This is a genomic window from Streptomyces sp. Sge12 (assembly GCF_002080455.1).
Taxonomy (GTDB): domain Bacteria; phylum Actinomycetota; class Actinomycetes; order Streptomycetales; family Streptomycetaceae; genus Streptomyces.
In genome coordinates, this window is sequence record NZ_CP020555.1 from 7,938,977 (window position 1) to 7,959,306 (window position 20,330).

Genomic DNA, 20,330 nt, shown 5'->3' on the forward strand with positions numbered 1-20,330 from the left:
GCCGCGTGGTTGACGCTTCGCGTCGGACGGCTCGGCCGGGCTCTGCGATAGGTTGCCTGCCATGATCGAATTTGGGCCTGTGAGCTGGCCACCCGCCCCCATACGGACCGAACGGCTCGTTCTGCGTCAGTCCGAGGCCCGCGACCGGGCGGCGGTCATCGAGCTGTTCGCATCGCCCGAGGTGGGTACCTACACCGGCGGCCCCCGGCCCCGCGACGAGCTCGAAGCCGCGGTGCCCGAGGTGCCGGGGCGGCGCCCCGGCTTCTTCGTGATCGATGTCGACGGAGCGATGATCGGCATGATCACGCTCGATCGGCGCGACGCGGGGCGACCGGGTCACGTCCGTCCCGACGCCGGTGAGGTCGAGCTCGGCTACATGTTCCTGCCGGAGGCGTGGGGGCGCGGGTACGCCGCCGAGGCGTGTGCAGCGGCACTCGACTGGTGCGCCGACGCGCTTCCCGGCGAGCCGGTGGTCCTCTGTACCCAGACCGCCAACGACCGCGCGATGCGCCTCGCGGCGAGACTGGGATTCACCGAGGTGGGGCGGTTCGAGGAGTACGGCGCCGAGCAGTGGTTCGGCGTACGGCCCCCGACCACGCCGTCCGGTTGAGCTCGGCGGCCGGACCCCTCCGGCCGGTGACCGACCGCCGAACGCGAGGTCGGATTCCCGCCAGCAAGTGCATGCCCGCCCGGGAGAGAGTCGGTGACGGCCCGCGCTCCCGATCGCGAGCCGGTCGCTCCGACCGACACCCCGCGAAAGGCGCAGCAGATGCACGTGGTCCCCGGGCTCAAGGTCCTGTACTTCGGAACTCCGGTGGTGTTGATCAGTTCACGCAACGAGGACGGGACGGCGAACCTGGCGCCGATGTCCTCCGCATGGTGGCTCGGCCGGTACTGCATGCTCGGGCTGGGCAACAACGCCCGGACGACCGCGAACCTGCTGCGGGAGGGCGAGTGCGTGCTCAACCTGCCCTCGTCGGCGATGGCCGATGCCGTCGACCGGATCGCGCTCACCACCGGGAAGCCGGACATGCCCGACTACAAGACGAAGCAGGGCTACCGGTACGAGCCGGACAAGTTCGCGGCCGCAGGGCTGACCGAGCAGGCATCGGACCTGGTACGGGCCCCCAGGGTCGCGGAATGCCCCGTTCAACTGGAGTGCAGGACCGTCTCGGCGCACCCCTTCGGCGGCGGCGATACGGACGCCACCGCCTTCCAGGTCGAGGTGCTCCGCGCCCATGTGGACGAGGAACTGGTCATCCCGGGAACCCACTACGTGGATCCGGTCGGCTGGGACCCGCTGATCATGAAGTTCTGTGAGTTCTTCGGAGGCGGAACCAACCAGTCTCCGCCCGTCGAAGCTCGCCAAGGGCTGGAACATGCCGCACCGCGCGACGGACCGCGTCACGAGGTAGCGGGTGCAACCGGCTCGGCTCGGCACGCGTCGGATCGCCTTGCGGCAGGTACGTTTCGCTCACCGGCCGGAGCCGCCCCCGACACTAGGCTCAGGACGTGGGACAGCCCGAGCAGCGCGTCGAAGGCGCAGGACCGTTCACCACCCGGCTCACCTGGCAGCGCCCCCAAGGGGAGACGGTGGTCTGGGACTCGCGGCTGGCGCGCAGGCGCGGCACGCTGTCGGTCCGGGGCCCGGGGGACACGGCCGACCGGCCCTCGCCCGCCGGTCCGCAGGCACTGCACCGGCTGCGCAGGCTCAACGCCATCGCCTCGAGCGCGTTCGTCATCGGCGGGGCGCTCTTCGCGATCGGGGCGGCCCTCGCCCAGTTCGGCGCGGGTGATCCGTTCCAGAGCGCCTGCGTGTACTTCGCCGGGGGACTGTTCTTCAACACCGGGGGCTACGCCTCGCTCCTCCAGGTGCTGAACGCGCCCCGCCACGCTCCCGATGGCCGGTTCCTCGGCACGGCCGACTGGAGGTGGTGGGGGTACGAGCCGATGCGGCTGGACTGGCTGAGCACGTTCGTCCTGTTCGTCGGAACACTGGTCTTCGGCATCAACCTGTTCGACTCCTTCCTGCAGGGCCTCACCGTCCAGCAGGTCAACCGGCTGATCTGGACCCCCGACGTCATCGGGTGCGTGCTGTTCCTGATCTCGGGGCATCTGGCGTTCGTCGAGATCTGCCATCGCTCCCGGATCTGCTTCCGCTCGCGCAGCCTCGGGTGGTGGATCGTCGCGGTGAACCAGATCGGCTCTCTGCTCTTCATGGTCTCGGCCGTGGCCGCCTTCACCCGCCCCGGCACCGGCGACCTGGTCAATGTCGGCATCGCCAACTGGGGCACACTGACCGGCGCCATCAGCTTCTCGATCGGCGGCGTCCTCCAGTTCTTCGAACGGCCGTAGGCCGCTCCTAGTCCCGCCCTCCGCGGTCGCCGTCCAGGCCCGTGATGACGGCTCCGCTGTGCAGCCGCGCGGTCAACGCGGGCCGGGCGGCCGGTGCGGGAGCAGGTGCAGGCGCAGGCGCCGGTGCCGGTGCGGTCAGGGAGCGGCCCGAGGCGTGGGCGCGTACGGGACCGGTGGCGTCGATCTCGGCGACCTCGCGGCTGCCCGCGGCGAGCAGGTAGGGCCGCCCCGAGGGTGCGCTCCACACCGTGCCCGCGAGGACGTGCTGGCCGAACCGGCCGCAGGCGGCCGTGGCGCGGGCCCGGGCCACCGGCACCGAGGACCCGCCGGCCGGGCGCAGGCGTACCTCGACATCGCCCTGTCCCGACCAGTGGGTGGCGCGGCTGCACGACCAGACGGCCCGTCCGGAGTTCTCGGGGAGGTCGGCCGCGGCGAAGTCCCACAGGTTCACCGACCGTACGGCGCGGGCGTCCACCCCCTGCAGCGTGCAGGCCTCCTGCGCCCAACGTTCCAGGGCGGCGGGCCCCGTGGCCTCCCGGGGCTGCCGCGCCGGTACGGCCGCGGCGCCCTCCGCGAGCGGCGTGTACGTGAGGTGGACCGGGAGCAGGCCGCCGAGGTCGGCCAGGAGGAAGGAGTGCTTCTCCACGATCCGCGCCGATGAGGCGACCTCCAGTACGGGCCGGCTGCCGCACGGTCCGTCCGTACGGGGCACACGGGCCAGGACCGTGCCGTCGCGGTCGATCGGCAGGGTGCGGACGGGCTCGGCGGGAGCGCCCAGGTCCCGTTCGGCGGCGGTCGCGATCCAGGGGGCGAGCAACTGCCGTGCCGTGTCGCCGGTTCGGCCGAGGGTGAGCGCCGCGGCGGTGGTGACGCCGGCGTCGTCCACCCGGGAGATGTCGAGGGAGCGGCGGCGGCCGTCGCGCTCGACGTACCGGACGATGCGGTCCCCGTCGAGGAGCACGACGGCGGAGGCACCGCCCGGGGCACCTGCCGGGCCGTCGGCATCTCCCGCGTACAGCAGGTGCGGTGGGTGGACGGGGGGTTCGGCCGGGGTCGCGGGGGAGACGGTCACCGCCGTGCCCTCGGGCGGTGCGGCCCAGGTGCCGAGGGCACGGGTGAGGAGGGCGCTGTCGCCCGTACGGGAGCCCCGGGCCGGCCACGCGGTGAAGTCGACCCGGCCGGTGTCGGACCAGGCCTGGGCGGGGACACGGACCAGCCTGGCGGGGTCCAGGGCGGTCCGGGCGGCAGGGGAGCCCGCGTAGGGGCCGGAGGCGGTCGGATCGGGACCTCCCCCGGCTGCTGCCCGGCCGAGGACGGCGGCGAGGACCAGGACGCCGATTGCCGCCCAGGCGGCGCGCACCCGGTTGCGGCGGCGGAGCAGGTCGGAGGGGCGGGTGTTGACCGCGGCGGCATCGAGCGCGGTGGGGTGGGGGAGGGCCGCGTACGGGCCCGCCTCCCCGGTGGGCGCCGAGGTGTCCGCGGGGCCGGTCGGGACGGCGAGGGCCGCACGGACGGCGGCCGCCGCATCACGGATCCCGGCGTGCTCCAGTACGCGTACGGCCCCGGGCTCGTCCAGCCCGTCGAGCCGGCACAGTACGTGGGCGGCCCGGGCCGCCGGGGTCAGTGGGGCCAGGGTACGGGCGATCTCGTCGAGGCCCTCCGCCGCGGGCCACATCCGCAGCCCCCACACCCACGGCGGCAACGGCAGGGGCGGTCGGCCCGGCCCGGCGACGCGGCGGACCACTTCGGCCCGTACGGCCGTCAAGATGTCGGGGCGGTCCTCCGTACCGGGGCCGGTGCTGCCGCCGCCGTGGCTGCCGCGGCCGGCGGAGCGCAGCGCCTGCTGGACCGCCCGATGGGCGCGCAGCACACGGGAGTGCCGGTCGAGGGTGGTGGGCAGCGAGAGGTAGGCCAGACGCACGAGTTGGGGGTAGCGCTCAACGATGACAGCCTCGGCTTGCTGCACGGAGGCCCTGGATCCATTTCGTAGTCCCACGATGCGGACAACGAGTGAATCATGGGATGGTCACATTCCCCTCCGTCCCCTCCCCGGTGTGGGGTTGGGGGGTGCTCGGGGGAGGCCGTATTCTCGGGGTGGGGTGCGGAGTGGATACGGTCTGTTCATGGATCTGAATGGGCCGGGGCCGCAGCGGGGGCATGTTCTGCTGATAGCGGGGGACGTGGCGGTGCGCCGTCGGGCGGTGCAGCTGGCCCCCAGTGCGAATCTGGCGGCGTTGGCGATGGTGCCGGCCTCGGTGTTGCTGGGCAGTGAGGTGCCGACCGACACGGTGTGCCTGGACGGGACGCGTGACCCGAACACGGTCCTGGCGCGGCTGCGTTCGGCGGCGGCTGCTCCGGGTCCGCTGCTGGTGTACCTGTCGGGCCGGCTGACCGCGGACCGGCGCGGCCGTCGTCTGTACTTCGCGTTGGCGGGGACCACGGCATCGGCGGTGCGTTACACGGCGGTGCCCTGGGAGTGGCTGGGTGGCGAGTTGCGGAGGCGTCCGGCGGGCCTGACGACGGTGCTCCTGGACCTCGCTGCGGACCGGGACGCGTGGCCGTTGCTGCAGGAGTCCGGAAGTCTGCCGGTTTCGCCGGGTGCGCAGGTGTACGGGGTGGTGTGCCCGCCGGGGTTCGCGGCGGGTGGTGAGGGTGCGGTGAGCGGCTATACGCGGCAGTGGATCGACCAGTTGAGGCGTTCACCGGTGCGGCCCTCGGACGTGCAGTTGCATGCGCTCGCGGCGGGGGCCGCGGGGTTGCCCCCGGGTGCCCTGGTCCTGCCGACCGCCCGCGAACTGGGTATGCGCACCGGCCCGGTACCGCAGCAACAGCAACAACAGCACGACCACCACCACCAGCAACAGCACCAGCAACAGCACCAGCAACAGCAGTCGCTGCGGCCGGCCGACGGCGGGCCGCAGGAGCATCCGACCCGGCCCGTCCCCCGCCCCGACCCGGCTCCGGAGGCAGTACCGGGTGGGGATCCCGCCGTGGCGTCGGACGGGGATCCGCGGCCGTACATCCACGCGTTGGCGTCGAGCGGCCGGCACGGTGAGGCGGCGTTGCTGGCGCGGGCGTGGGAGGAGTACGTACGAGGGGTGTACGGGGTCTCGTCGGCGCAGGCGATGGAGTGGGCGGAGATCCGTGCCGATCTGGCGCGGATGGCGGGTGACTTCGTACTGGCGGCGCGGTTGTGGATGGGGGCGTGCCGGGTCCGTCTGGCCGGGCCGGGCGGGGGCGGCCCGGAGGCGCTGGCTGCGGCGGCCGGTGCCGTGTACTGCTGGACGCGGCTGGCTGAGCGGGAAGCGGTGGTGGAGGTGGGGGTGGACCTGGTGGCCGTGCTGCGTGCGCTGCCCGGGCTGGATCCGCGCTACCTGGAGCTGGCCCGGGCGCGGCTCTCGGCGTGGGAGGAGTCCGGCCTGCCCCGCCCCGCCCGCACCTGAGTCCGCGCAACGGAACGGCGGAGTCACTCGGGATGCGCCACCGCGTCCTTCTGCAGTTCCACCGCGGCCAGCAGGCTCAGCTTCGGCTCCGCCGTGCGCAACGCCTTGACCGCGGCGACCGACCCGATGTCCCCCGTGAATCCGGCGGCCGTCAGCCGGGAGCGGACCCAGCGGGCGCGCAGCTGCTTCTCGCTGGCCGTGGCGGCTGCTTCGGCGAGTGCGATGGCCCGTTCCAGGCCCGGGCGCTCCTCGGGCGAGGCGTCGTCCAGCGCCTGGCGCAGGGCTGCCGTGATCGTGTCCGCGTCACGGATAAGCAGGACGAAGTTGTGCTTGGTGTTCATTCCCAGGAATCCCGTCATGCGGATCATCGTGACAACCGTGTCCCGTGCGCAGCAAGGGACTTGAGGAGTCGCTGAGGTTCGGCGCAGGCCTCCCCGCGGGCGGTACGGCCCTACATTCGGCTATACCCTCACGAATTGGTGAGAGGCTATCACGAATCTGTTGACGCCTCACTCGCGCTCGCGTTACAACTTCTAACGAGAACGTGAGCCTGTCCCAACCGGGTGACGCTCACGTAACCGACAGAGGAGACCACATGCCCGGCACCCGCACCGCCGTGTTGTCCGTCCCGCTCGCACTCGGCCTTCTGTGCGCCGCCGTCGCACCCGCCGGGGCCGCCGACCTCCCCGCCCCGTATGGCTCCCGCCCGGACGCATCCCTCACCTGTCGCGGCAGGGGCGTCGACCCGAACGCCCTCGTCCGCCACCGGACCGAGACCCTCATCGCCGCCCCGCTGCGCACGGTCTGGAAGCTCCAGACCGATGTGGAGCGCTGGCCTTCCTGGCAGGCCCCCGTCGAGTCCGTGCAGCGGCTCGACCACGGCCCCCTCCGCAAGGGCTCGGCGTTCCGGTGGACGATGCCGATCCCTCCCAACCCCTCAACCCCCGCCACCAGCCTTGACATCACGTCGACGGTCGGTCAGATCGAGCGTGGCGCGTGCATCCGCTGGACCGGTCCCGCGATCGGCGAAGGACTGCGCATCGACGGCGTCCACGTGTGGACCTTCACCAAGGTCAGGGGCGGCGTCCTCGTGCGGACCGAGGAGACCCACACCGGCGCCGAGGTCGAGGCGAACGTCCCCGTCGCGACCCGGCTCCTGCGCGACGGCCTGGGGGCGTGGCTGCGCGACCTCAAGTCCGAGGCCGAAGCGCAGTCCCGCGCCGCCTCGCGCTGACCGTGCCAGGGGGAGGTCCGGTGCCGCCGACCCGCGTCGGGCCGGGCCGACTCCGGTCGGCGGGGGTGCAACGGCGCGTGCCGGGCGTCCGGTGGTACGCGTGGTGTGCGCAGGTGCGTCGGGTGCATGTGTGCGCTCCCTGTCGGGAGCCGGGTGGGGGCGGCAGGGTGGTCGAGGTCGGCGATCACGGACCGGCACCGCACTCCACCGGATCACCCACCCCGACACCCGGAGAACCATGCCCCAGGACATCGACTTCGACCTCCCCGCCGTCTCCGTGACCCATCCCGATCTCGAAGGCGCGCGTCGGCGCAACCTGGCATGGGTGCGCCGTACGGGCCTGGTCACGGGCGACCGGGCACTGGACTGGTACACCTCGTGGGACATGCCGCGGCTGGCCGCCCTGGGCTACCCCCACGCCCGGGGCGCCGCGTTGGACCTGTGCGCGGACGCCATGGGGTTCTTCTTCGTCTTCGACGACCAGTTCGACGGCCCCCTCGGCCGGGACCCGGCCCGGACCGCCCGCGTGTGCCAGCAGTTGATCGACATCGCCCACGGCGCACCCGCGGGCCCCGGCGCGGACGCCTGCTCGAGAGCGTTCGCTGACATCCGGGCCCGCAGCACCCTGGGCGCCCACCCCGCCTGGACCGCGCGGACCGCACACGAATGGGAGTACTACTTCGCCGCCCACGCCCACGAGGCGGCGGGCCGCCTGCGAGGCACCCCCTCCGACATGGAGACCTACCTCCACGTCCGCCGCGGCATCGCCGCCACCGACCTGCCCCTCTCCCTCGGCGAGCGCGCCGCGGACATCACCGTCCCGGCCGCAGCCTTCCACGCCCCGCAGCTGCGCATCATGCGGCAGACGGCGATCGACGTCACGTTCATGTGCAACGACGTGTACTCCCTGGAGAAGGAGGAGGCGCGCGGCGACGTGGACAACCTCGTCCTCGTCCTGGAGCACACCCGCTCCCTCGGCCGGCACGAGGCCGTCACCGCCGCCTGCGCCGAAGTGGACCGGCGCGTGCGGCGGTTCCGGGAGCTCGCAGGGCAGGTCCCGGGGCTGTGCACCCGACTCGACCTCTCCGACGGTGAGAGAGCCGCCGTCAACACCTACGTCAGCGTCATGACCGCGTGGATGAGCGGCTACCACGCCTGGCAGACCCGGACCCTGCGCTACCGCACCGCGCCCCGCATCGTGCCCGCATCCGGTCCCGGCCACCTCGACCGGATCCTCGACACCCCACGCCCCGGCGTCGGCGTACCGGAAACGCTCTGACCGTACCGCTCAGGTCGCAGGGGCGGAGCCGGGAAATCATCATCAGGGCGCACAGGCCGGAGGCGGAGCGCCAGCAGGATGTCTGTCATGGCACAAGCACAAGAACTGGGAATCCTGGCCCAGCAGACCGCGGACCGGCTGGCCGAGCAGGGCGTCGGCGCGGTGGTGGCCGTGGTGGCGCACGACGTCGTCGAGATCCGGGGTGCGGGCCGCACCGGGGCGGACCACGGGCGTACCGGTGCGGACCACGGGCGTACCGCCCCCGGCCCCGACACGCTCTTCGAAATCGGCTCCGTGACCAAGACGTTCACCGCCCTGGCTCTGGCGCGCATGGCAACCGCCGGCGCGGTGGCCCTGGACGAGCCGCTCGGTGATCTGCTGCCCGACGGGACGCACGTACCGTCACGGGACGGCCGGCAGATCTCCTTGCAGCACCTGGCCACCCACACCTCCGGCCTGTCGCGACTGCCCCGAGGCATGATGCTCCGGTTCCTGCTGCACCCGTCGACGCCGGATCCCTACGCCGGCTGCACGGCCGACGCCCTGCTGTCCGGGCTGGCCCGTACCCGGCTGGGAGCCGCACCGGGGAAACGGTTCCGCTACTCCAACCTCGGAGCCGGACTCCTCGGACTGGCCCTCGCCCGCCGCGCCGGCACGGACTACGAGACCCTCATCACCCGGGACATCTGCGCCCCGTTGGGCATGAGCGACACCGTCGTGACCGTGGACGGTCCGCGCTCGGAACGCTCCGCCCAGGGCCACAACCGCCGCGGGCGGCCCACCACACCGTGGAACCTCGCCGACCTGGCCGGAGCGGGCGCCCTACGGTCGACCGCGACCGACCTGGTGGCCTTCGTACAGGCCCAGCTCGACCCCGCTCCCGTCCCCGCGGAGCTCGCCGAGGCGATCCGCCTGAGCCGGAGCGTCGAGCACCGTACGAGCCCCTTCGCCCGGGTGCACCTCGGCTGGATGGCGCACCGCCTCCACGCACGGCAGGGCGGACACCTCCAGATCTGGCACAACGGAGGAACCGGCGGATTCTCCTCCTTCGTGGGCTTCGACCCGGAGAAGCACGTGGCCGTCATCGCCCTCGGCAACACCACGCGCCCGGTGGACCGGCCCGCCTTCGACCTCCTGCGCACCCTTCAGGCAGGGCAGGCGTCCAAGGCGAGCTGAGACGCCCCCGGTCGGGCCGGGCCGACCGGGGGCGGTTCCCCCACCTGTCGGATGCTCAGAGTCCGGAGGGACTGTCCGCTCCGGAAGGACTCTCCGCCCCGCGCCGGTTGAAGGGCAGCCTGCCGAGCACGAGCGCCATCCCGCAGGTGTTGGTGAGGGCTGAGAACACCAGCCCGCCCCCGATCGCCGCGGCCAGCAGCGAGAACGCCGGGTGGAGCAACAGCCCGAGCGCCAGGCCGAGCAGCACCAGGGAGCCGGCGGTCAGCCGCACCTGTCGTTCCATCGCCCACACCGCCCGCGCCCGGGTGTCGCCGCCCGGGTACTGGAGGTCGTGACCGCCGGCGGCCCAGGCCGTGGTGCCACCCGCCAGGCTCGACGCGGGAATGCCGTGCGAGGCCAGCGTCGCCACCGCGTTCTCGGAACGGGCACCGGAGGCACACACGATGAGCAGGGGCTTCGCCCCGGAGGCCTGCCGCAGCTCCTCCAGGCTCCGCGAGAGCCGGTCGAGGGGAACGTTCACGGCGTGCGGGAGGTGGCCGGACGCGAACTCGCCCGGGGTGCGGACGTCGACGACGGTCAGTTCGGCCAGCCGGGGACGTGCCCGGCTGACGTCGAGAGAGGTGGGAATGCTCATCGGACCTGGTCCTTGGCAGTGGGGGAGGGGCGGGCACACCGCCGGGCCCGGCGACGGCCGGCCGGCAGAGCCATGCCGGGGATGTTAGGCACCCCCGGGGCGGTGCGGCCGCGAACCGCCGGACGTGCCACACGACTGCCACGTTCCGGAAACAACCGGCTCCGCCCGCTGCGCCCCGCCCTCCCTCCCCTCCCCTTCTCTCAGGAGGGCTGAACGATGGCCACCGCGGGCGGGAGGACGGCGGGGCGGTCGAGGAACGCGAGCACGGCCCGCTTCTCCGGAAGGTAGATCTCGGGCAGGTCGATCTCCGGCAGGGTGATCTCGCCCTGCCGGACGAAGCCGAGCCGGTTCAGCAGGGCGAGCGCCTTGGCGTTGGAGGCGTCGGGCTCGGCCACCGCGCGCAGAACGGCCGGGTCGCGGAAGGCGAACCGGATGAGCGACCCGACGAGGGTCCTGCTGAATCCGGGCCGGGGCCGGCCGGCCGCCGGGGCCAGCATCAGATGGACGCCGATGTCGCCCTCCCGCACCGCGTAGCAGTCGCTGACCCGGTCCTCGGCGGGCTCGTACGTCTGGAAGAGCGCCACCGGCTCGTCGTCCAGCCGGACCATGAACGCGTGGTGCGTGTCGCGGCGGTCCACGTCCTCGTAGATCTCCTGGACCAGTTCCCGGCTGGCGCCGTTCATGCCCCAGAACTGCGCGCGCTCCTCGACCACCCAGGAGTGCAGCACCGCGGAGTCCGCGGCGGGGTCGACCGGGGTGAATCGGACCGTGCCGAAACCTTCGACGGTCTCGGTCAGGACGTCCGCGCGCGGGGAGACGAGGACAGTGGACTCGGGTCTCATACGGGTTCCGTTTCTGCTCGGGCGGCAAGGACCGGCGAACGCGGGAAGCACTCGCAGCGCCCTATGGTTAGGCTGCCCTAACTATAGGGGTCCCTGGAAGGGCCCCCGAGGGGGCTCCCGGGCCCGCCCGGCAGGCACCTTTCGAGGATCTTGGTGAAGCAGACCTGCGGCTGTCCTCCAGCCAGGGGTACTCGGTGCACCACTTCGCCGCCAGCCACGCGCTCGCGATCACGATCACGAGCAGGGCGCCGCGCTGCGCGTTGGGTAGAACTCGCGGGGCGGCCGGGCCAGGAGCTCCCGTACGAAGGCGCCGTGCCCGCCGTCGGAGCCGGTGATCCAGCGCTCGGAACCGGTGAGGGGCTCGGGGTGCGCGACGGGCGTGAAGGAACCGTCGGCGCGCAGCACCCCCCCACACCGGCGGGTCGGCGGGCCGGGCAACGGCCGCACCGCCGACGGCGTTGGCCAGTCCGTTCTCGTCGAAGGCGTCGAGGCGGCGATCGGCCCCCACTCCTCACCGAGCAGGACGGGCGCCGTTCCGGCGGCGTTGAAGGGCCGGGCCCTGTCGAAGCGGGCGGCGACGGCCACCGTGCCCGAGGTGTCGGCGTAGCCCCACAACCCGCCGGTCATGAACCGGGACTTCAGGGCCCGCCGGCGCCGGTCAGCCGGCGCCGTGGCCGGGGGTGCTGCCGGGGTGGGTGAGGGCGAGGGCGGCGGCGTGGCCGTCGGGCGCGGGCAGGTCGACGAGGGTGAAGTCGGCGAGGGGCGGGGGAGTGGGGCGGGTGCCGACGTACGGGTGGACGAGACCGAGCGCGAGGCCTGTGCCGGTCGCCTTGAGGCAGGCTTCCTTGCGGCTCCAGAGGCGGGCGAGGGCCTCGGGGCGTTCGGCCGGCGTCAGGGCGCCGAGCTCGGCGGTTTCGTCGGGGTGCAGGGAGCGGAGGACGTCGGCGACGGTCTCGGGGCTCGGCGTCTTCTCGATGTCCACGCCGACGGGCAGCGCGGCGAGGGCGATGTAGGCGATGTCGCCCGTGTGGGAGAGGGAGAAATGCAGGGGGTTGCCGGTGACGGCGGGGCGGCCGTGGGGTTCACCGCAGCAGGGGCAGTCCTCCCGGGTGAGGGGGACAGCCTGCGGGGACAGGCCGAGGTAGCCGCCGAGGAGGACGCGCAGCCCGAGGTGGGCGGCGAGGTAGCGGTGGCGAAGCCCGGGCAGGCGCAGGCGCGCGGCCTTCTCGCGTTCACCGGCGTCGAGCACGGTGAGTGCGTCCTGGGTGCGGTGGCCGCCGAGGATGTGGGCGGTGGTGTCCAGGGACCACACGAGGGCGTCGGGGCCGGTGGGGGCCGGACCGATCACGGGGGCGTCGGCGCCGAGTTGGTTCACGTACTCGATCATTTGCCCGAGGGTAGACCAGGTGGTGGGGTGCGAGGGGCCCGTCGCGGTACCGGGGCTGCTTCGGGGGCCGCCGAGGCCGGCGGCGCACACGCCCGGTGGCAGCGGGAGAAGCCCCGTACACCGTGCGGACGTGTGACGGTGTACGGGGCGGCTCCTCGGACCGGACCGGGCCGGACGGGGCCGGGCGTTGGCCCGCGGTCGTTACGCGGCTTCGCTCCATGCCTCGTCGCTGCCGCGCGCGGTCCGCAGGGCACGGCCCCACCACAGCAGGTCGTCGAGGAGCACGGTCGCGGCCTGTTCGGCCCCTTCGTGGTCGCGAGGCTGTCCGGCCTCGTCGAAGGGGAACTGGTGGAAGCTGACCGTCTCGCGGATCGTGGTGGCGTGGAGCTCGGCGAAGACCGGGCGCAGTTGCTCGACGGCCCGCAGGCCGCCGGACAGGCCGCCGTAGGACACGAAACCGACCGGCTTGCGCCGCCAGACGCGTCCGGCGGTGTCGATGGCCTGCTTGAGGGAGGCCGGGAAGGAGTGGTTGTACTCGGGAGTGAGTACGACGTAGGCGTCCGCCCCGGCCAGGCGCTCGACGAACGCCCGCCCACGGGGTGAGAGATCGGGCGTCCAGTGGGCCGGCAGATCGGCATCGGCGAGGTCGGCGACGGTCAGTTCGATGTCGGTGCGGCGGCCGGCGACGGCTTCGAACCAGCGGGCCACGGTGGGCCCGAAGCGGCCCTCGCGGGTGCTGCCGACGATGAGTGCGATACGCAGTGGAGTAGTCATGCCCCTAGGTTTAGAACATCAAGTCCACTTGAGGTCAAAGCCCCGGGCGTCGAATTCCTCGCAGCCGTCGCACACCCGTCGCACACGCTTCGCATCCATCGCCGGCATCGTCGTCAGGGTCGGCGGGTGAGTGCCGACGGCGCCCCCGCCGATTGCGCTCCTTCCGACTCCAGCGTCAGGCGGTCCGCCTCCGCCATCGTGAGTACGTACAGGTTGCCGCGCGGGCAGTCGAAGACGGCCGCAGGGTCGGTGGGGTGACTGGTCACGGCTTCGAACACCGCGTTGTTCCCACGGATCTGCCGCAATTGGAGGGCCTCGGTACAGCCCAGGTTCCGGCCGGTGGTGGCCTCTTTGACATCGCTGACCTGCCGGCCCACCAGCTCGCCCACTGCTCCGCCGTTCAGGGTGACCGTGACCGCGAACGTGCCTGTCCGCGCACGGGAGATGCCGTCCGCGTCGGGCGTTCCGGGCCCGGTGCCGGCCCAGGTACCGGTCCAGGCCGCGGGCAGTGCTCCGGAGGCGGCCGCGGCCGTCGCCGCCGGCGGTGTCGGCGACGGTGAGGTCGGACCGGACGCGGACCCGCGCGGGGACGCCCCGTCACCGTCGCCGCGCCCGTGGAGTGCCACGGCGAGGGCGACGGCCGCGGCGACGACGACGGCGCCCGCAGCCGCCCCGGCCCCCCGGGACCGCAGCAACGCCTTCGCGTCGGTCCGCGGGGCGGGGGAGGAGGGCGTGGTCCCGTCAGCCGGGTGGGGAGGTACGAGCCCCTGCGCGGCCCCGGAGGGATCGGCGGCACCGCTGCCCGGCGTCGACAGCGGCGGTGGGGACAGGGGCAGGGGCGGTGCAGGCGTCGGTGTCGACACCGGTGTCTGCGAGGGTCTCGGCTCGTGCGTGGCGGGCGTGTGCGCGGGTGGCTGTGAGGCGGTGAGGAGCCGGCCGAGTGCGGTCTCCCGGTGCGCCGCCTCGGCCGTCAGCGTCCGCGGGACCACGGCCTCCCAGCCCTCCTCCTGGCCGCCCTCCAGGCGCGCGGCCACCTCCGCTGCGCTCGGGCGCTGCTCGGGGTCCTTGGCCAGGCATTCCGTCACCAGGGGCAGCAGAGCCTGCGGGACCCCGTCGAGCAGCGGCTCGTCGTGCACGATCCGGTAGAGCAGGGCCGGTAGGTCCAGTTCCTCGCCGGCCGCCAGGAAGGGGCTGCGGCCGGTGGCCGCGTAGACGAGTACCGCGGCCAGGGAGAACACGTCGGCCGGAGCCCCGGCCACGGTGCCGGTGGCCTGTTCCGGTGCCAGGAAGCCGGGGGTGCCGATGACCGTGCCGGTGCGCGTGTGGCGCGGATCGCGGACCGTCCGCGCGATACCGAAATCGATGAGGAACGGCCGCTCGGCGCCCAGCAGTACGTTCGCCGGCTTGATGTCCCGGTGGACGACTCCGGCCGCCCGCACGCTCACCAGCGCGGTGGAAAGCTCCCACCCGAGACGCCGTACGGCCGCTGCCTCCAGCGGGCCCCGGGCGCGCACCCAGTCCCCGAGCGACGGTGCGGGGACGTACTCGGTCGCCAGCCACTGCGGGGACGCACCCGGTGGGCTGAAGTCCACCACCGACACCGTCCATGCGCACCGCACCCGGTCGCTGGTGCGTATCTCCCGGTCGAAGCGCTGGGCGAAGTCCGCGTCCATGCTCAGCTCGCGGTGCACGGTCTTCAGCGCGAGCGCCCGCCCGGACGCGGTCCGGGCCAGGAACACCTCGCCCATGCCCCCGGAGCCGAGCCGCGCCAACAGTCGGTACCCGCCGATTTCCAGTGGGTCACCCGGCCGCAAAGACTCCATCTATTCCCCCCTGCACCCACGACCGTCGGCCGGTCCGCATCGCACGGACCCGCCCCCGCCGGTCATCCTGGGATGGACCCTAGAGGACGACCTGTGGATGTGGACCGCGGCCGCCCGTCCCGCGGGTCGCACCCGGCCGGTGAAGGGCCTACCGGGTGCGACCCGCGGGACGGTGGGCGCCGGGTGGCTACGCCTGCTGGGGCAGCGCGGCCTGCGGCTCTGCGGGGGTGGGGACGACGACGGGGCTGTAGTAGACGGAACGGCCCTGCTTGGAACGCTCCAGCAGACCGCGGGCGACGCCCTGTTCGAGGGTGTTGCGGACGACTCCGGCCTGGACCGTGCGCGCCGGGTGGGCGGCGCTGACGGCCTCGGCCACCTCGGCGGCCGACCTCGGCTCCGTCCCACCGGCCAGGACCGCCGTGACGAGCTCGAGCCAGGAGGGGCTGCCCGCCTCGGTCTTCACGGCGGTGTCACCGGAGGCCTTGTCCGCGGCCTTGTCCACGGCCTTGTCTGCAGCTTTGTCCGCGGCTTTGCGGGCACGGGGCGCCTTCGCGGCCGGGGCCGCGTCCGCAGCTCCGGAGGCCGTTTTGGCTGTGGCCTTGGCCTTGGCCTTGGTCACGGTTGCCTTCTTCGCACCCGCACTCTTACCCGCGCCCGCACTTGCACCCGCACGGCGTGCCGAAGGCACTGCGGCCCGCTTCGCAGCCCGCCCGGCCGGGCGAGCGGTGGTGGGCGCCGCCGCCACACCCAGTGCGTCCTGCATCCGCAGGAGGACCTTCTCGCTCTCCTCGAGCTCCCCGATCTCTTGTTGCAGTCGCTGCAGTTCTCCTCGCCGCTGTTCCTGCGCCGCCTGGTTCGCCGCGAGATCACCGGCGATCTGCTCGGCGTAGTCGTCCTTGACGCGAGTGACATTGCTGTCTGTGCTCATGAGTTCCTCGATGTCTGTCGTGTGGAATGCAGGGGCGCGGAGGTCTGCACTGCACGTGCGCTACTTGCGCCACGTGCACTACGTGTACCCGTGACACGGGATCATGTACCGGACCGGACGGGGGGAAACCTTGAGGGAGTCTTTCACAGCCACATGAGGGCCGTGTACGACACCGCAGTTGTGGTTCGAGCCGCGGACCAGCCCGTTTCGGGGGTATCGACCGCATCGAGGCACAGGGAGGGGCGGTGCCTAGACCACGCAGGTGAACAGACCCGACGACGCCGTCCGCTCGGCCGTGCAGTCCTTCGACACCGCGATCGCCGAGCGGAGCATCTCGCAACTGGAGGCGGCCTACGGGAGCCTCACCTCGCTGCCCCGCCACATCCTGGCCGACCATGCAGGCGAGTTGGGACCCCACCTCGCCCAGCACCTCGACGACATGCCCGAGTGGCATGCCGCGGTCTACGCCGTGTTCGTGGGCGCTCTGGTGGAGTGGAACGCGGACGCCCTCGTGTGCGCCCGCCCCCTCCTGTCGGGCCTGCGGTCCGCGATGGAACGGGCGTTGGAGTTCACCGAGCTCTGGGAACGGCACCACGGCGAGGACCAGGAGCCCCCCGACCCGTCGGGCCTGCCGAGCCCCGAGCAACAGGAGGCCTTCGGTTCCGACTACGAGGACGTGTGGCACGCCCCCTACTTCGGCTGGCTCACCGTGCACCGCTGGGAGCAGGCGGCCGTCGCCGTCCTCGCAGACCCCCGGGTCCGGGCCGGACTCGGCGCCCCGGACTCGATCGCGGACCGCGCCGCACTGTTGGAGTTGACCCGGCGTCTGGAGCCGCACATCGGGGACCTGCAGTGTGCCCAGCGCGCCCTCCTGCTTCTCGACGACGAGCCGCTGCTGGTCCTGGACCGCGCCTCCGGGCGGGCGTTCCGGCTGCGGATGAGTGGGATCGCCGACAACTACCAGCTCCAGACGCTGCTGGGGGCACGCCTCATCGGTGGCGGGCACCTGGGCGGAGACGCCCCGAGCACGGAGGCCGTCGCGCTGAGCACCGACGCCCCGATCGACATGGACCGCCCGGGCGGGTTGCCCGGCACACTCGAGTGCTTCAACTTCTCCGAGCCCTCGGGGCAGTGGATATGGAGCGCCACCACCCCGGACCGTATTCCGGCGTGCGACGGCGTACGCCGCCTCGTCCTGGACCCTCCGGTCATGCGCCACCACTACAAGGCCGTGCGGTTCCTGCCGCGCGTGCCGGGCCGCCTCGAACTCGAAGCGGTTCTGGAACCCGACGAAGCGGCGGCCTTCTTCCCGGACCTCGAGGACCTGATGTCCTGGCAGGAGGCGAGTCGGCAGGCCGCGAACGGTTACGCACCCGATCCGGCCGACCCGGCCACCCCCGCCGGCTCGGACGGGCGCGGATCGGTACGGACCCGGCCGTCGATGTGGCGCAGGTTCCTGCGCACGGTCACGCCCAGGTCGGGCGGCGGGGGATGAGGACTCCCGCGCGCAGCGGCGGTGTTGATCAGGGCGGCCTCGGCGCCGGGCGAGACGAGCAGCATGCTGGAGGCACACAGGATCTCCACAGGTTTTGTCGAAAAGCGATAACTTCCCGCAGCGCGTCTCAGCACATTCAACAATCCGGAAGATCTCCTTCCGACGGGTTCATGACAGGTCATCCCGCCTACCCCCGCATCCCGACGACAGCAACGAGGCACGACTGAGGGAAGACCGCCACCCCCGAGTCCCATCAACCCACCGGTTCGGCAAGGAGATTGACGACAGAGATGTCCCGCGGTCGGCTGCCCGCCTTCCCGAGGGACAAGCCTCACCCCCGCATGAACGAGGAAAACGATGTGCGAACTCCTGAACCGCATCTGGTCCCGCCCCCGAGGCGAATGGACACGCGTCCTGCGCAGGGAGCTCCCCGTGCTGGCCGAGAAGATAGTCAAGGAGCTCCTGCACGACACTCCGGCACTCACCGCACGTGCCGACGACCACAAGACCATCGATGACGAATCGCTCAAACAATCGGTGGAAAAGGCACTGTGCATCGCACTCGGCTACCAGCAACCCCATGGCCGGAACCCGAGCAGCGAACACCCCCGCCCGGTCCGAGCAGGCGAGGACAGGCATGACGGCAGGGAGGAGGAGAGCTCACGCGACGGCCGCGGCACCGCGAACAGTGCCACAGCCACTGCCACGGACAGTGCTGCGGACGGCGCTTCAGGCGGCGCTGCCGCACACTGGTACGAGTCCGCCGCACCGGCCGACCGGGCGCGTCACGATCTGTTCAAGGCGCTCACGGACGCCAGAGCCGCATCGAAGCGGTCCCTCACCGAGCTGGCCGAAGCCGCCGGCTGGCCGCTGCCCACGGCCGTACGAGCCGTCGTACTGGCCACCCCCGGCGAGACGCAGCAGCTGGCGGCCGTACTCGAGACCTCCCTCGCCGGCGTATTCGCGGGCCAGCCCTGCCTCCTGGTCCCGAGTCCGGATCCTGACACCCGCGCCCAGCTGGAAGTCCCGCTGCGCGGCCGCCTCGCAGCCGTGGGCCACGCCGTTCCCCCCACGGAGAGCGCGTCCTCACTCCGGTGGGCCCTGCGCCTGCTCGCGCTCACCCCGGCCCGCCCGAGTGCGGAGACCCGGCCCGTCTTCGTCGACGACCACCTCTCCACCCTGCTCCTGCTCCAGGACCAACCGCTGGCCCATGCGCTGGCCGCCCACTGGCTGCGGCCCCTGGCCGGCCTGACCCCGCGCCAGAGCGAGCGGCTGGAGGTGACCCTCCTCGCCTGGCTCGAAGGGGGTGGCGCCCCCGAGGCCGCGAAGGCCTTGAGCGTGCATCCCCAGACCGTGCGGTACCGCATGCGGCAGCTGGAGAAGCTCTTCGGGCCGGGGCTGCGTGACCCCCGTACCCGGTTCGAACTGGAGATGGCTCTGCGCAGTCGCCGCCTGATGGCCCAGGTGCGACTCCAGCACTCCCGGCTCGGCCGCAGGACGGGCCGCGCCATCACGACCAACTTCGCACCGGTGGCCGTGGAGAGGATCGCCCGCGTCAACGGCCTGTGAGCCGAGCACCCCGGCCGTCCCCCACCCGTCACGGGGCGGGACGGCCGGGGTGCCCCCCGGAAGCCGGCACCCTGCTCCCCACGGCCGACGCGGCGTGGCGCCGGCTCGAACTGTGCAGAGACCGGCTCACCCTGCACGCGCGGGGGACGTTTGGAATCCTCGAAACGGCGCAGACGAGCACCAACACCGACTCTGTGCATCGAGGTAGGAGAAGCGCATGGGCATCATTGCTTGGATCTTGATCGGACTGCTCGCGGGCTTCATCGCGAAGGCGCTTATGCCGGGCAAGGACCCGGGCGGCATCATCATCACGATGCTGATCGGCATCGCAGGTGGCCTGCTCGGCGGCTTCCTCGGCAAGGTCATCTTCGGCGTCGACTCCATCGACGGCTTCTTCGATCTGTCCACCTGGATCGCCGCCATCATCGGCTCCGTGATCCTCCTCGCCGTCTACCGACTGGTCACCGGCAACCGGCGCCACCACCGCCATGCCTGAGTGACCCACCCGGCCCCGTACGAAAACGGCTCCCCCTCCTCGCGAGGGCGGAGCCGTTTTCGTACGGGGGCGGCCGTCACGCCTGACACCGGCCGGCGTCAGGCGGGGCCCGGCAGCCGGTGCGGGGCGTCGGACCGGGCGCAGCGGATACAGGTGGTCGCCGCCGGACGGATCTCCAGGCGCTCGGGCGCAATCATCCCGCCACAGCCTTCGCACCGCCCGTACTCGTCCCGCTCGAGCCGCTCCAGCGCCCGGTCCAGTTCTTCCAGGTGCTCGCGGGCCCCTGCCATCAGGGCGGCAACGTGAGCCCGCTCGAATGCGGTGCTGGCCCCCTCCGGGTCGTGCTCGTCGTCGACCGCGACCAGGGCGTTCGCCGCGACGATCCCGTCGAAGTCCCGACCCAGCGCGGCCGCCCGCGCCAGGGTGTCGGCGCGGTCGGCCGCGAGGCGCGCGCGGACGGCCGCACAGGCGGCCGGGTCGCACGCGTCATGGCCGTACCGGGATGCATCGCCCATACATACGACAACGCCGGGTCGAGGTCATCCGATTCCGCGGCACTGCTTCGGGCACGCACGCCCATGGCCTGCCCGGAGGCAGATCCTCACCCGGTTCCGGTCACGCCTGACCGGACGGGGCCGGGAGCGTGGCGAGGGCGCCCAGCGCGCGGGCCGCCGGCGCCGGGTCGACCAGCCACTTCAGGTGGCTGCCCCCCAGGGTGTGCACGTCGTAGGGATTGTCCGGCGTCAGCTCGTCACCCTCGCGGATCAGCCGGTCCTTCCGTGGCGGCCACGGCCGCTTCCCGGCGGCGCGAGCCGACGCACGGCCGAGGGACCGGCCCACGTCTGCGGCACGCCGTCCTCGTTGCGGCGCCTGGCGGGCATGGTGCGGACAGTGC

The 20,330-nt window shown here is 72.7% G+C and carries 19 protein-coding genes and 2 pseudogenes; 10 read left to right on the top strand and 11 right to left on the bottom strand.

Annotated features, from left to right (window positions below; all coding sequences use genetic code 11):
* Positions 1-61 precede the first annotated feature (61 nt).
* The 3 genes and pseudogenes from B6R96_RS35725 (at position 62) to B6R96_RS35735 (ending at position 2,355) form a co-directional block, all read left to right on the top strand.
* Positions 62-610, top strand: a complete 549-nt coding sequence (locus B6R96_RS35725) for a GNAT family N-acetyltransferase (RefSeq protein WP_081524869.1) — start codon at positions 62-64, stop codon at positions 608-610.
* A 159-nt stretch (positions 611-769) separates the two neighbouring features.
* Positions 770-1,195 (top strand): annotated as a pseudogene (locus B6R96_RS35730) (flavin reductase family protein); the annotation flags it as partial.
* 317 nt (positions 1,196-1,512) lie between these two features.
* Positions 1,513-2,355, top strand: coding sequence for a hypothetical protein (locus B6R96_RS35735; RefSeq protein ID WP_030389525.1), 843 nt, complete (start codon positions 1,513-1,515; stop codon positions 2,353-2,355).
* A 7-nt stretch (positions 2,356-2,362) separates the two neighbouring features.
* Here the strand turns inward: B6R96_RS35735 and B6R96_RS35740 are convergent, their stop codons facing one another.
* The gene (locus tag B6R96_RS35740) at positions 2,363-4,276 is read right to left on the bottom strand and encodes a hypothetical protein (protein ID WP_159396437.1); all 1,914 of its coding nucleotides are present in this window, start codon (positions 4,274-4,276) and stop codon (positions 2,363-2,365) included.
* Positions 4,277-4,478: 202 nt separating this feature from the next.
* Here B6R96_RS35740 and B6R96_RS35745 point away from each other — a divergent pair, with 202 nt between their 5' ends.
* Positions 4,479-5,798, top strand: a complete 1,320-nt coding sequence (locus B6R96_RS35745; RefSeq protein ID WP_081524871.1) for a hypothetical protein — start codon at positions 4,479-4,481, stop codon at positions 5,796-5,798.
* A 23-nt stretch (positions 5,799-5,821) separates the two neighbouring features.
* On the opposite strand, the gene B6R96_RS35750 is transcribed toward B6R96_RS35745, so the two are convergent.
* Positions 5,822-6,157, bottom strand: coding sequence for a hypothetical protein (locus B6R96_RS35750; RefSeq protein WP_081525428.1), 336 nt, complete (start codon positions 6,155-6,157; stop codon positions 5,822-5,824).
* A gap of 236 nt (positions 6,158-6,393) precedes the next feature.
* Here B6R96_RS35750 and B6R96_RS35755 point away from each other — a divergent pair, with 236 nt between their 5' ends.
* From B6R96_RS35755 to B6R96_RS35765, 3 genes are all read left to right on the top strand, one after another.
* A complete protein-coding gene (locus tag B6R96_RS35755; protein WP_081524872.1) occupies positions 6,394-7,032 on the top strand; it encodes an SRPBCC family protein in 639 nt (212 codons plus the stop codon).
* Positions 7,033-7,270: 238 nt separating this feature from the next.
* A complete protein-coding gene (locus B6R96_RS35760) occupies positions 7,271-8,311 on the top strand; it encodes a terpene synthase family protein (RefSeq protein ID WP_081524873.1) in 1,041 nt (346 codons plus the stop codon).
* 87 nt (positions 8,312-8,398) lie between these two features.
* Entirely contained in the window at positions 8,399-9,487 is a 1,089-nt protein-coding gene (locus B6R96_RS35765; RefSeq protein ID WP_159396438.1) for a serine hydrolase domain-containing protein, read from the top strand.
* Between the two features lie 55 nt (positions 9,488-9,542).
* On the opposite strand, the gene B6R96_RS35770 is transcribed toward B6R96_RS35765, so the two are convergent.
* The 7 genes from B6R96_RS35770 to B6R96_RS35800 all read right to left on the bottom strand — a co-directional run bounded on the left by B6R96_RS35770 (position 9,543) and on the right by B6R96_RS35800 (position 15,875).
* Positions 9,543-10,121, bottom strand: a complete 579-nt coding sequence (locus tag B6R96_RS35770; RefSeq protein ID WP_081524875.1) for a rhodanese-like domain-containing protein — start codon at positions 10,119-10,121, stop codon at positions 9,543-9,545.
* Between the two features lie 200 nt (positions 10,122-10,321).
* Positions 10,322-10,963 (bottom strand): GNAT family N-acetyltransferase, encoded by a 642-nt coding sequence (locus tag B6R96_RS35775; RefSeq protein WP_081524876.1) that lies wholly within the window; start codon positions 10,961-10,963, stop codon positions 10,322-10,324.
* Positions 10,964-11,197: 234 nt separating this feature from the next.
* On the bottom strand, positions 11,198-11,590 hold the full coding sequence (locus B6R96_RS35780) for a WG repeat-containing protein (RefSeq protein WP_081524877.1): 393 nt from the start codon (positions 11,588-11,590) through the stop codon (positions 11,198-11,200).
* A 31-nt stretch (positions 11,591-11,621) separates the two neighbouring features.
* Entirely contained in the window at positions 11,622-12,350 is a 729-nt protein-coding gene (locus B6R96_RS35785; RefSeq protein ID WP_081524878.1) for a 4'-phosphopantetheinyl transferase family protein, read from the bottom strand.
* 201 nt (positions 12,351-12,551) lie between these two features.
* Positions 12,552-13,124 (bottom strand): NADPH-dependent FMN reductase, encoded by a 573-nt coding sequence (locus B6R96_RS35790; RefSeq protein ID WP_030389536.1) that lies wholly within the window; start codon positions 13,122-13,124, stop codon positions 12,552-12,554.
* A 113-nt stretch (positions 13,125-13,237) separates the two neighbouring features.
* On the bottom strand, positions 13,238-14,947 hold the full coding sequence (locus B6R96_RS35795; protein WP_081524879.1) for a serine/threonine-protein kinase: 1,710 nt from the start codon (positions 14,945-14,947) through the stop codon (positions 13,238-13,240).
* A 187-nt stretch (positions 14,948-15,134) separates the two neighbouring features.
* The gene (locus tag B6R96_RS35800; RefSeq protein WP_081524880.1) at positions 15,135-15,875 is read right to left on the bottom strand and encodes a hypothetical protein; all 741 of its coding nucleotides are present in this window, start codon (positions 15,873-15,875) and stop codon (positions 15,135-15,137) included.
* A gap of 262 nt (positions 15,876-16,137) precedes the next feature.
* Here B6R96_RS35800 and B6R96_RS35805 point away from each other — a divergent pair, with 262 nt between their 5' ends.
* From B6R96_RS35805 to B6R96_RS35815, 3 genes are all read left to right on the top strand, one after another.
* A complete protein-coding gene (locus tag B6R96_RS35805) occupies positions 16,138-17,370 on the top strand; it encodes a hypothetical protein (RefSeq protein ID WP_081524881.1) in 1,233 nt (410 codons plus the stop codon).
* A gap of 357 nt (positions 17,371-17,727) precedes the next feature.
* A complete protein-coding gene (locus B6R96_RS35810) occupies positions 17,728-18,939 on the top strand; it encodes a PucR family transcriptional regulator (protein ID WP_081524882.1) in 1,212 nt (403 codons plus the stop codon).
* Between the two features lie 217 nt (positions 18,940-19,156).
* Positions 19,157-19,435, top strand: coding sequence for a GlsB/YeaQ/YmgE family stress response membrane protein (locus B6R96_RS35815; protein ID WP_081524883.1), 279 nt, complete (start codon positions 19,157-19,159; stop codon positions 19,433-19,435).
* Positions 19,436-19,533: 98 nt separating this feature from the next.
* Here B6R96_RS35815 and B6R96_RS35820 read toward each other — a convergent pair whose 3' ends face one another.
* Both B6R96_RS35820 and B6R96_RS35825 read right to left on the bottom strand, forming a co-directional pair.
* Complete coding sequence (locus B6R96_RS35820; RefSeq protein WP_081524884.1) at positions 19,534-19,950, bottom strand: TraR/DksA family transcriptional regulator; 417 nt, start codon at positions 19,948-19,950, stop codon at positions 19,534-19,536.
* A 100-nt stretch (positions 19,951-20,050) separates the two neighbouring features.
* Positions 20,051-20,278: pseudogene (locus tag B6R96_RS35825) on the bottom strand (alpha/beta hydrolase); the annotation flags it as partial.
* Between the last annotated feature and the right edge of the window lie 52 nt (positions 20,279-20,330).

Coding starts and splice junctions, on each gene's coding strand:
- B6R96_RS35770 (WP_081524875.1), bottom strand. CDS start 10,121: ATGAGCATTCCCACCTCTCTCGACGTCAGCCGGGCACGTCCCCGGCTG.
- B6R96_RS35800 (WP_081524880.1), bottom strand. CDS start 15,875: ATGAGCACAGACAGCAATGTCACTCGCGTCAAGGACGACTACGCCGAG.
- B6R96_RS35725 (WP_081524869.1), top strand. CDS start 62: ATGATCGAATTTGGGCCTGTGAGCTGGCCACCCGCCCCCATACGGACC.
- B6R96_RS35760 (WP_081524873.1), top strand. CDS start 7,271: ATGCCCCAGGACATCGACTTCGACCTCCCCGCCGTCTCCGTGACCCAT.
- B6R96_RS35820 (WP_081524884.1), bottom strand. CDS start 19,950: ATGGGCGATGCATCCCGGTACGGCCATGACGCGTGCGACCCGGCCGCC.
- B6R96_RS35815 (WP_081524883.1), top strand. CDS start 19,157: ATGGGCATCATTGCTTGGATCTTGATCGGACTGCTCGCGGGCTTCATC.
- B6R96_RS35775 (WP_081524876.1), bottom strand. CDS start 10,963: ATGAGACCCGAGTCCACTGTCCTCGTCTCCCCGCGCGCGGACGTCCTG.
- B6R96_RS35810 (WP_081524882.1), top strand. CDS start 17,728: ATGTGCGAACTCCTGAACCGCATCTGGTCCCGCCCCCGAGGCGAATGG.
- B6R96_RS35745 (WP_081524871.1), top strand. CDS start 4,479: ATGGATCTGAATGGGCCGGGGCCGCAGCGGGGGCATGTTCTGCTGATA.
- B6R96_RS35795 (WP_081524879.1), bottom strand. CDS start 14,947: ATGGAGTCTTTGCGGCCGGGTGACCCACTGGAAATCGGCGGGTACCGA.
- B6R96_RS35785 (WP_081524878.1), bottom strand. CDS start 12,350: ATGATCGAGTACGTGAACCAACTCGGCGCCGACGCCCCCGTGATCGGT.
- B6R96_RS35755 (WP_081524872.1), top strand. CDS start 6,394: ATGCCCGGCACCCGCACCGCCGTGTTGTCCGTCCCGCTCGCACTCGGC.
- B6R96_RS35750 (WP_081525428.1), bottom strand. CDS start 6,157: ATGACGGGATTCCTGGGAATGAACACCAAGCACAACTTCGTCCTGCTT.
- B6R96_RS35780 (WP_081524877.1), bottom strand. CDS start 11,590: ATGACCGGCGGGTTGTGGGGCTACGCCGACACCTCGGGCACGGTGGCC.
- B6R96_RS35765 (WP_159396438.1), top strand. CDS start 8,399: ATGGCACAAGCACAAGAACTGGGAATCCTGGCCCAGCAGACCGCGGAC.
- B6R96_RS35790 (WP_030389536.1), bottom strand. CDS start 13,124: ATGACTACTCCACTGCGTATCGCACTCATCGTCGGCAGCACCCGCGAG.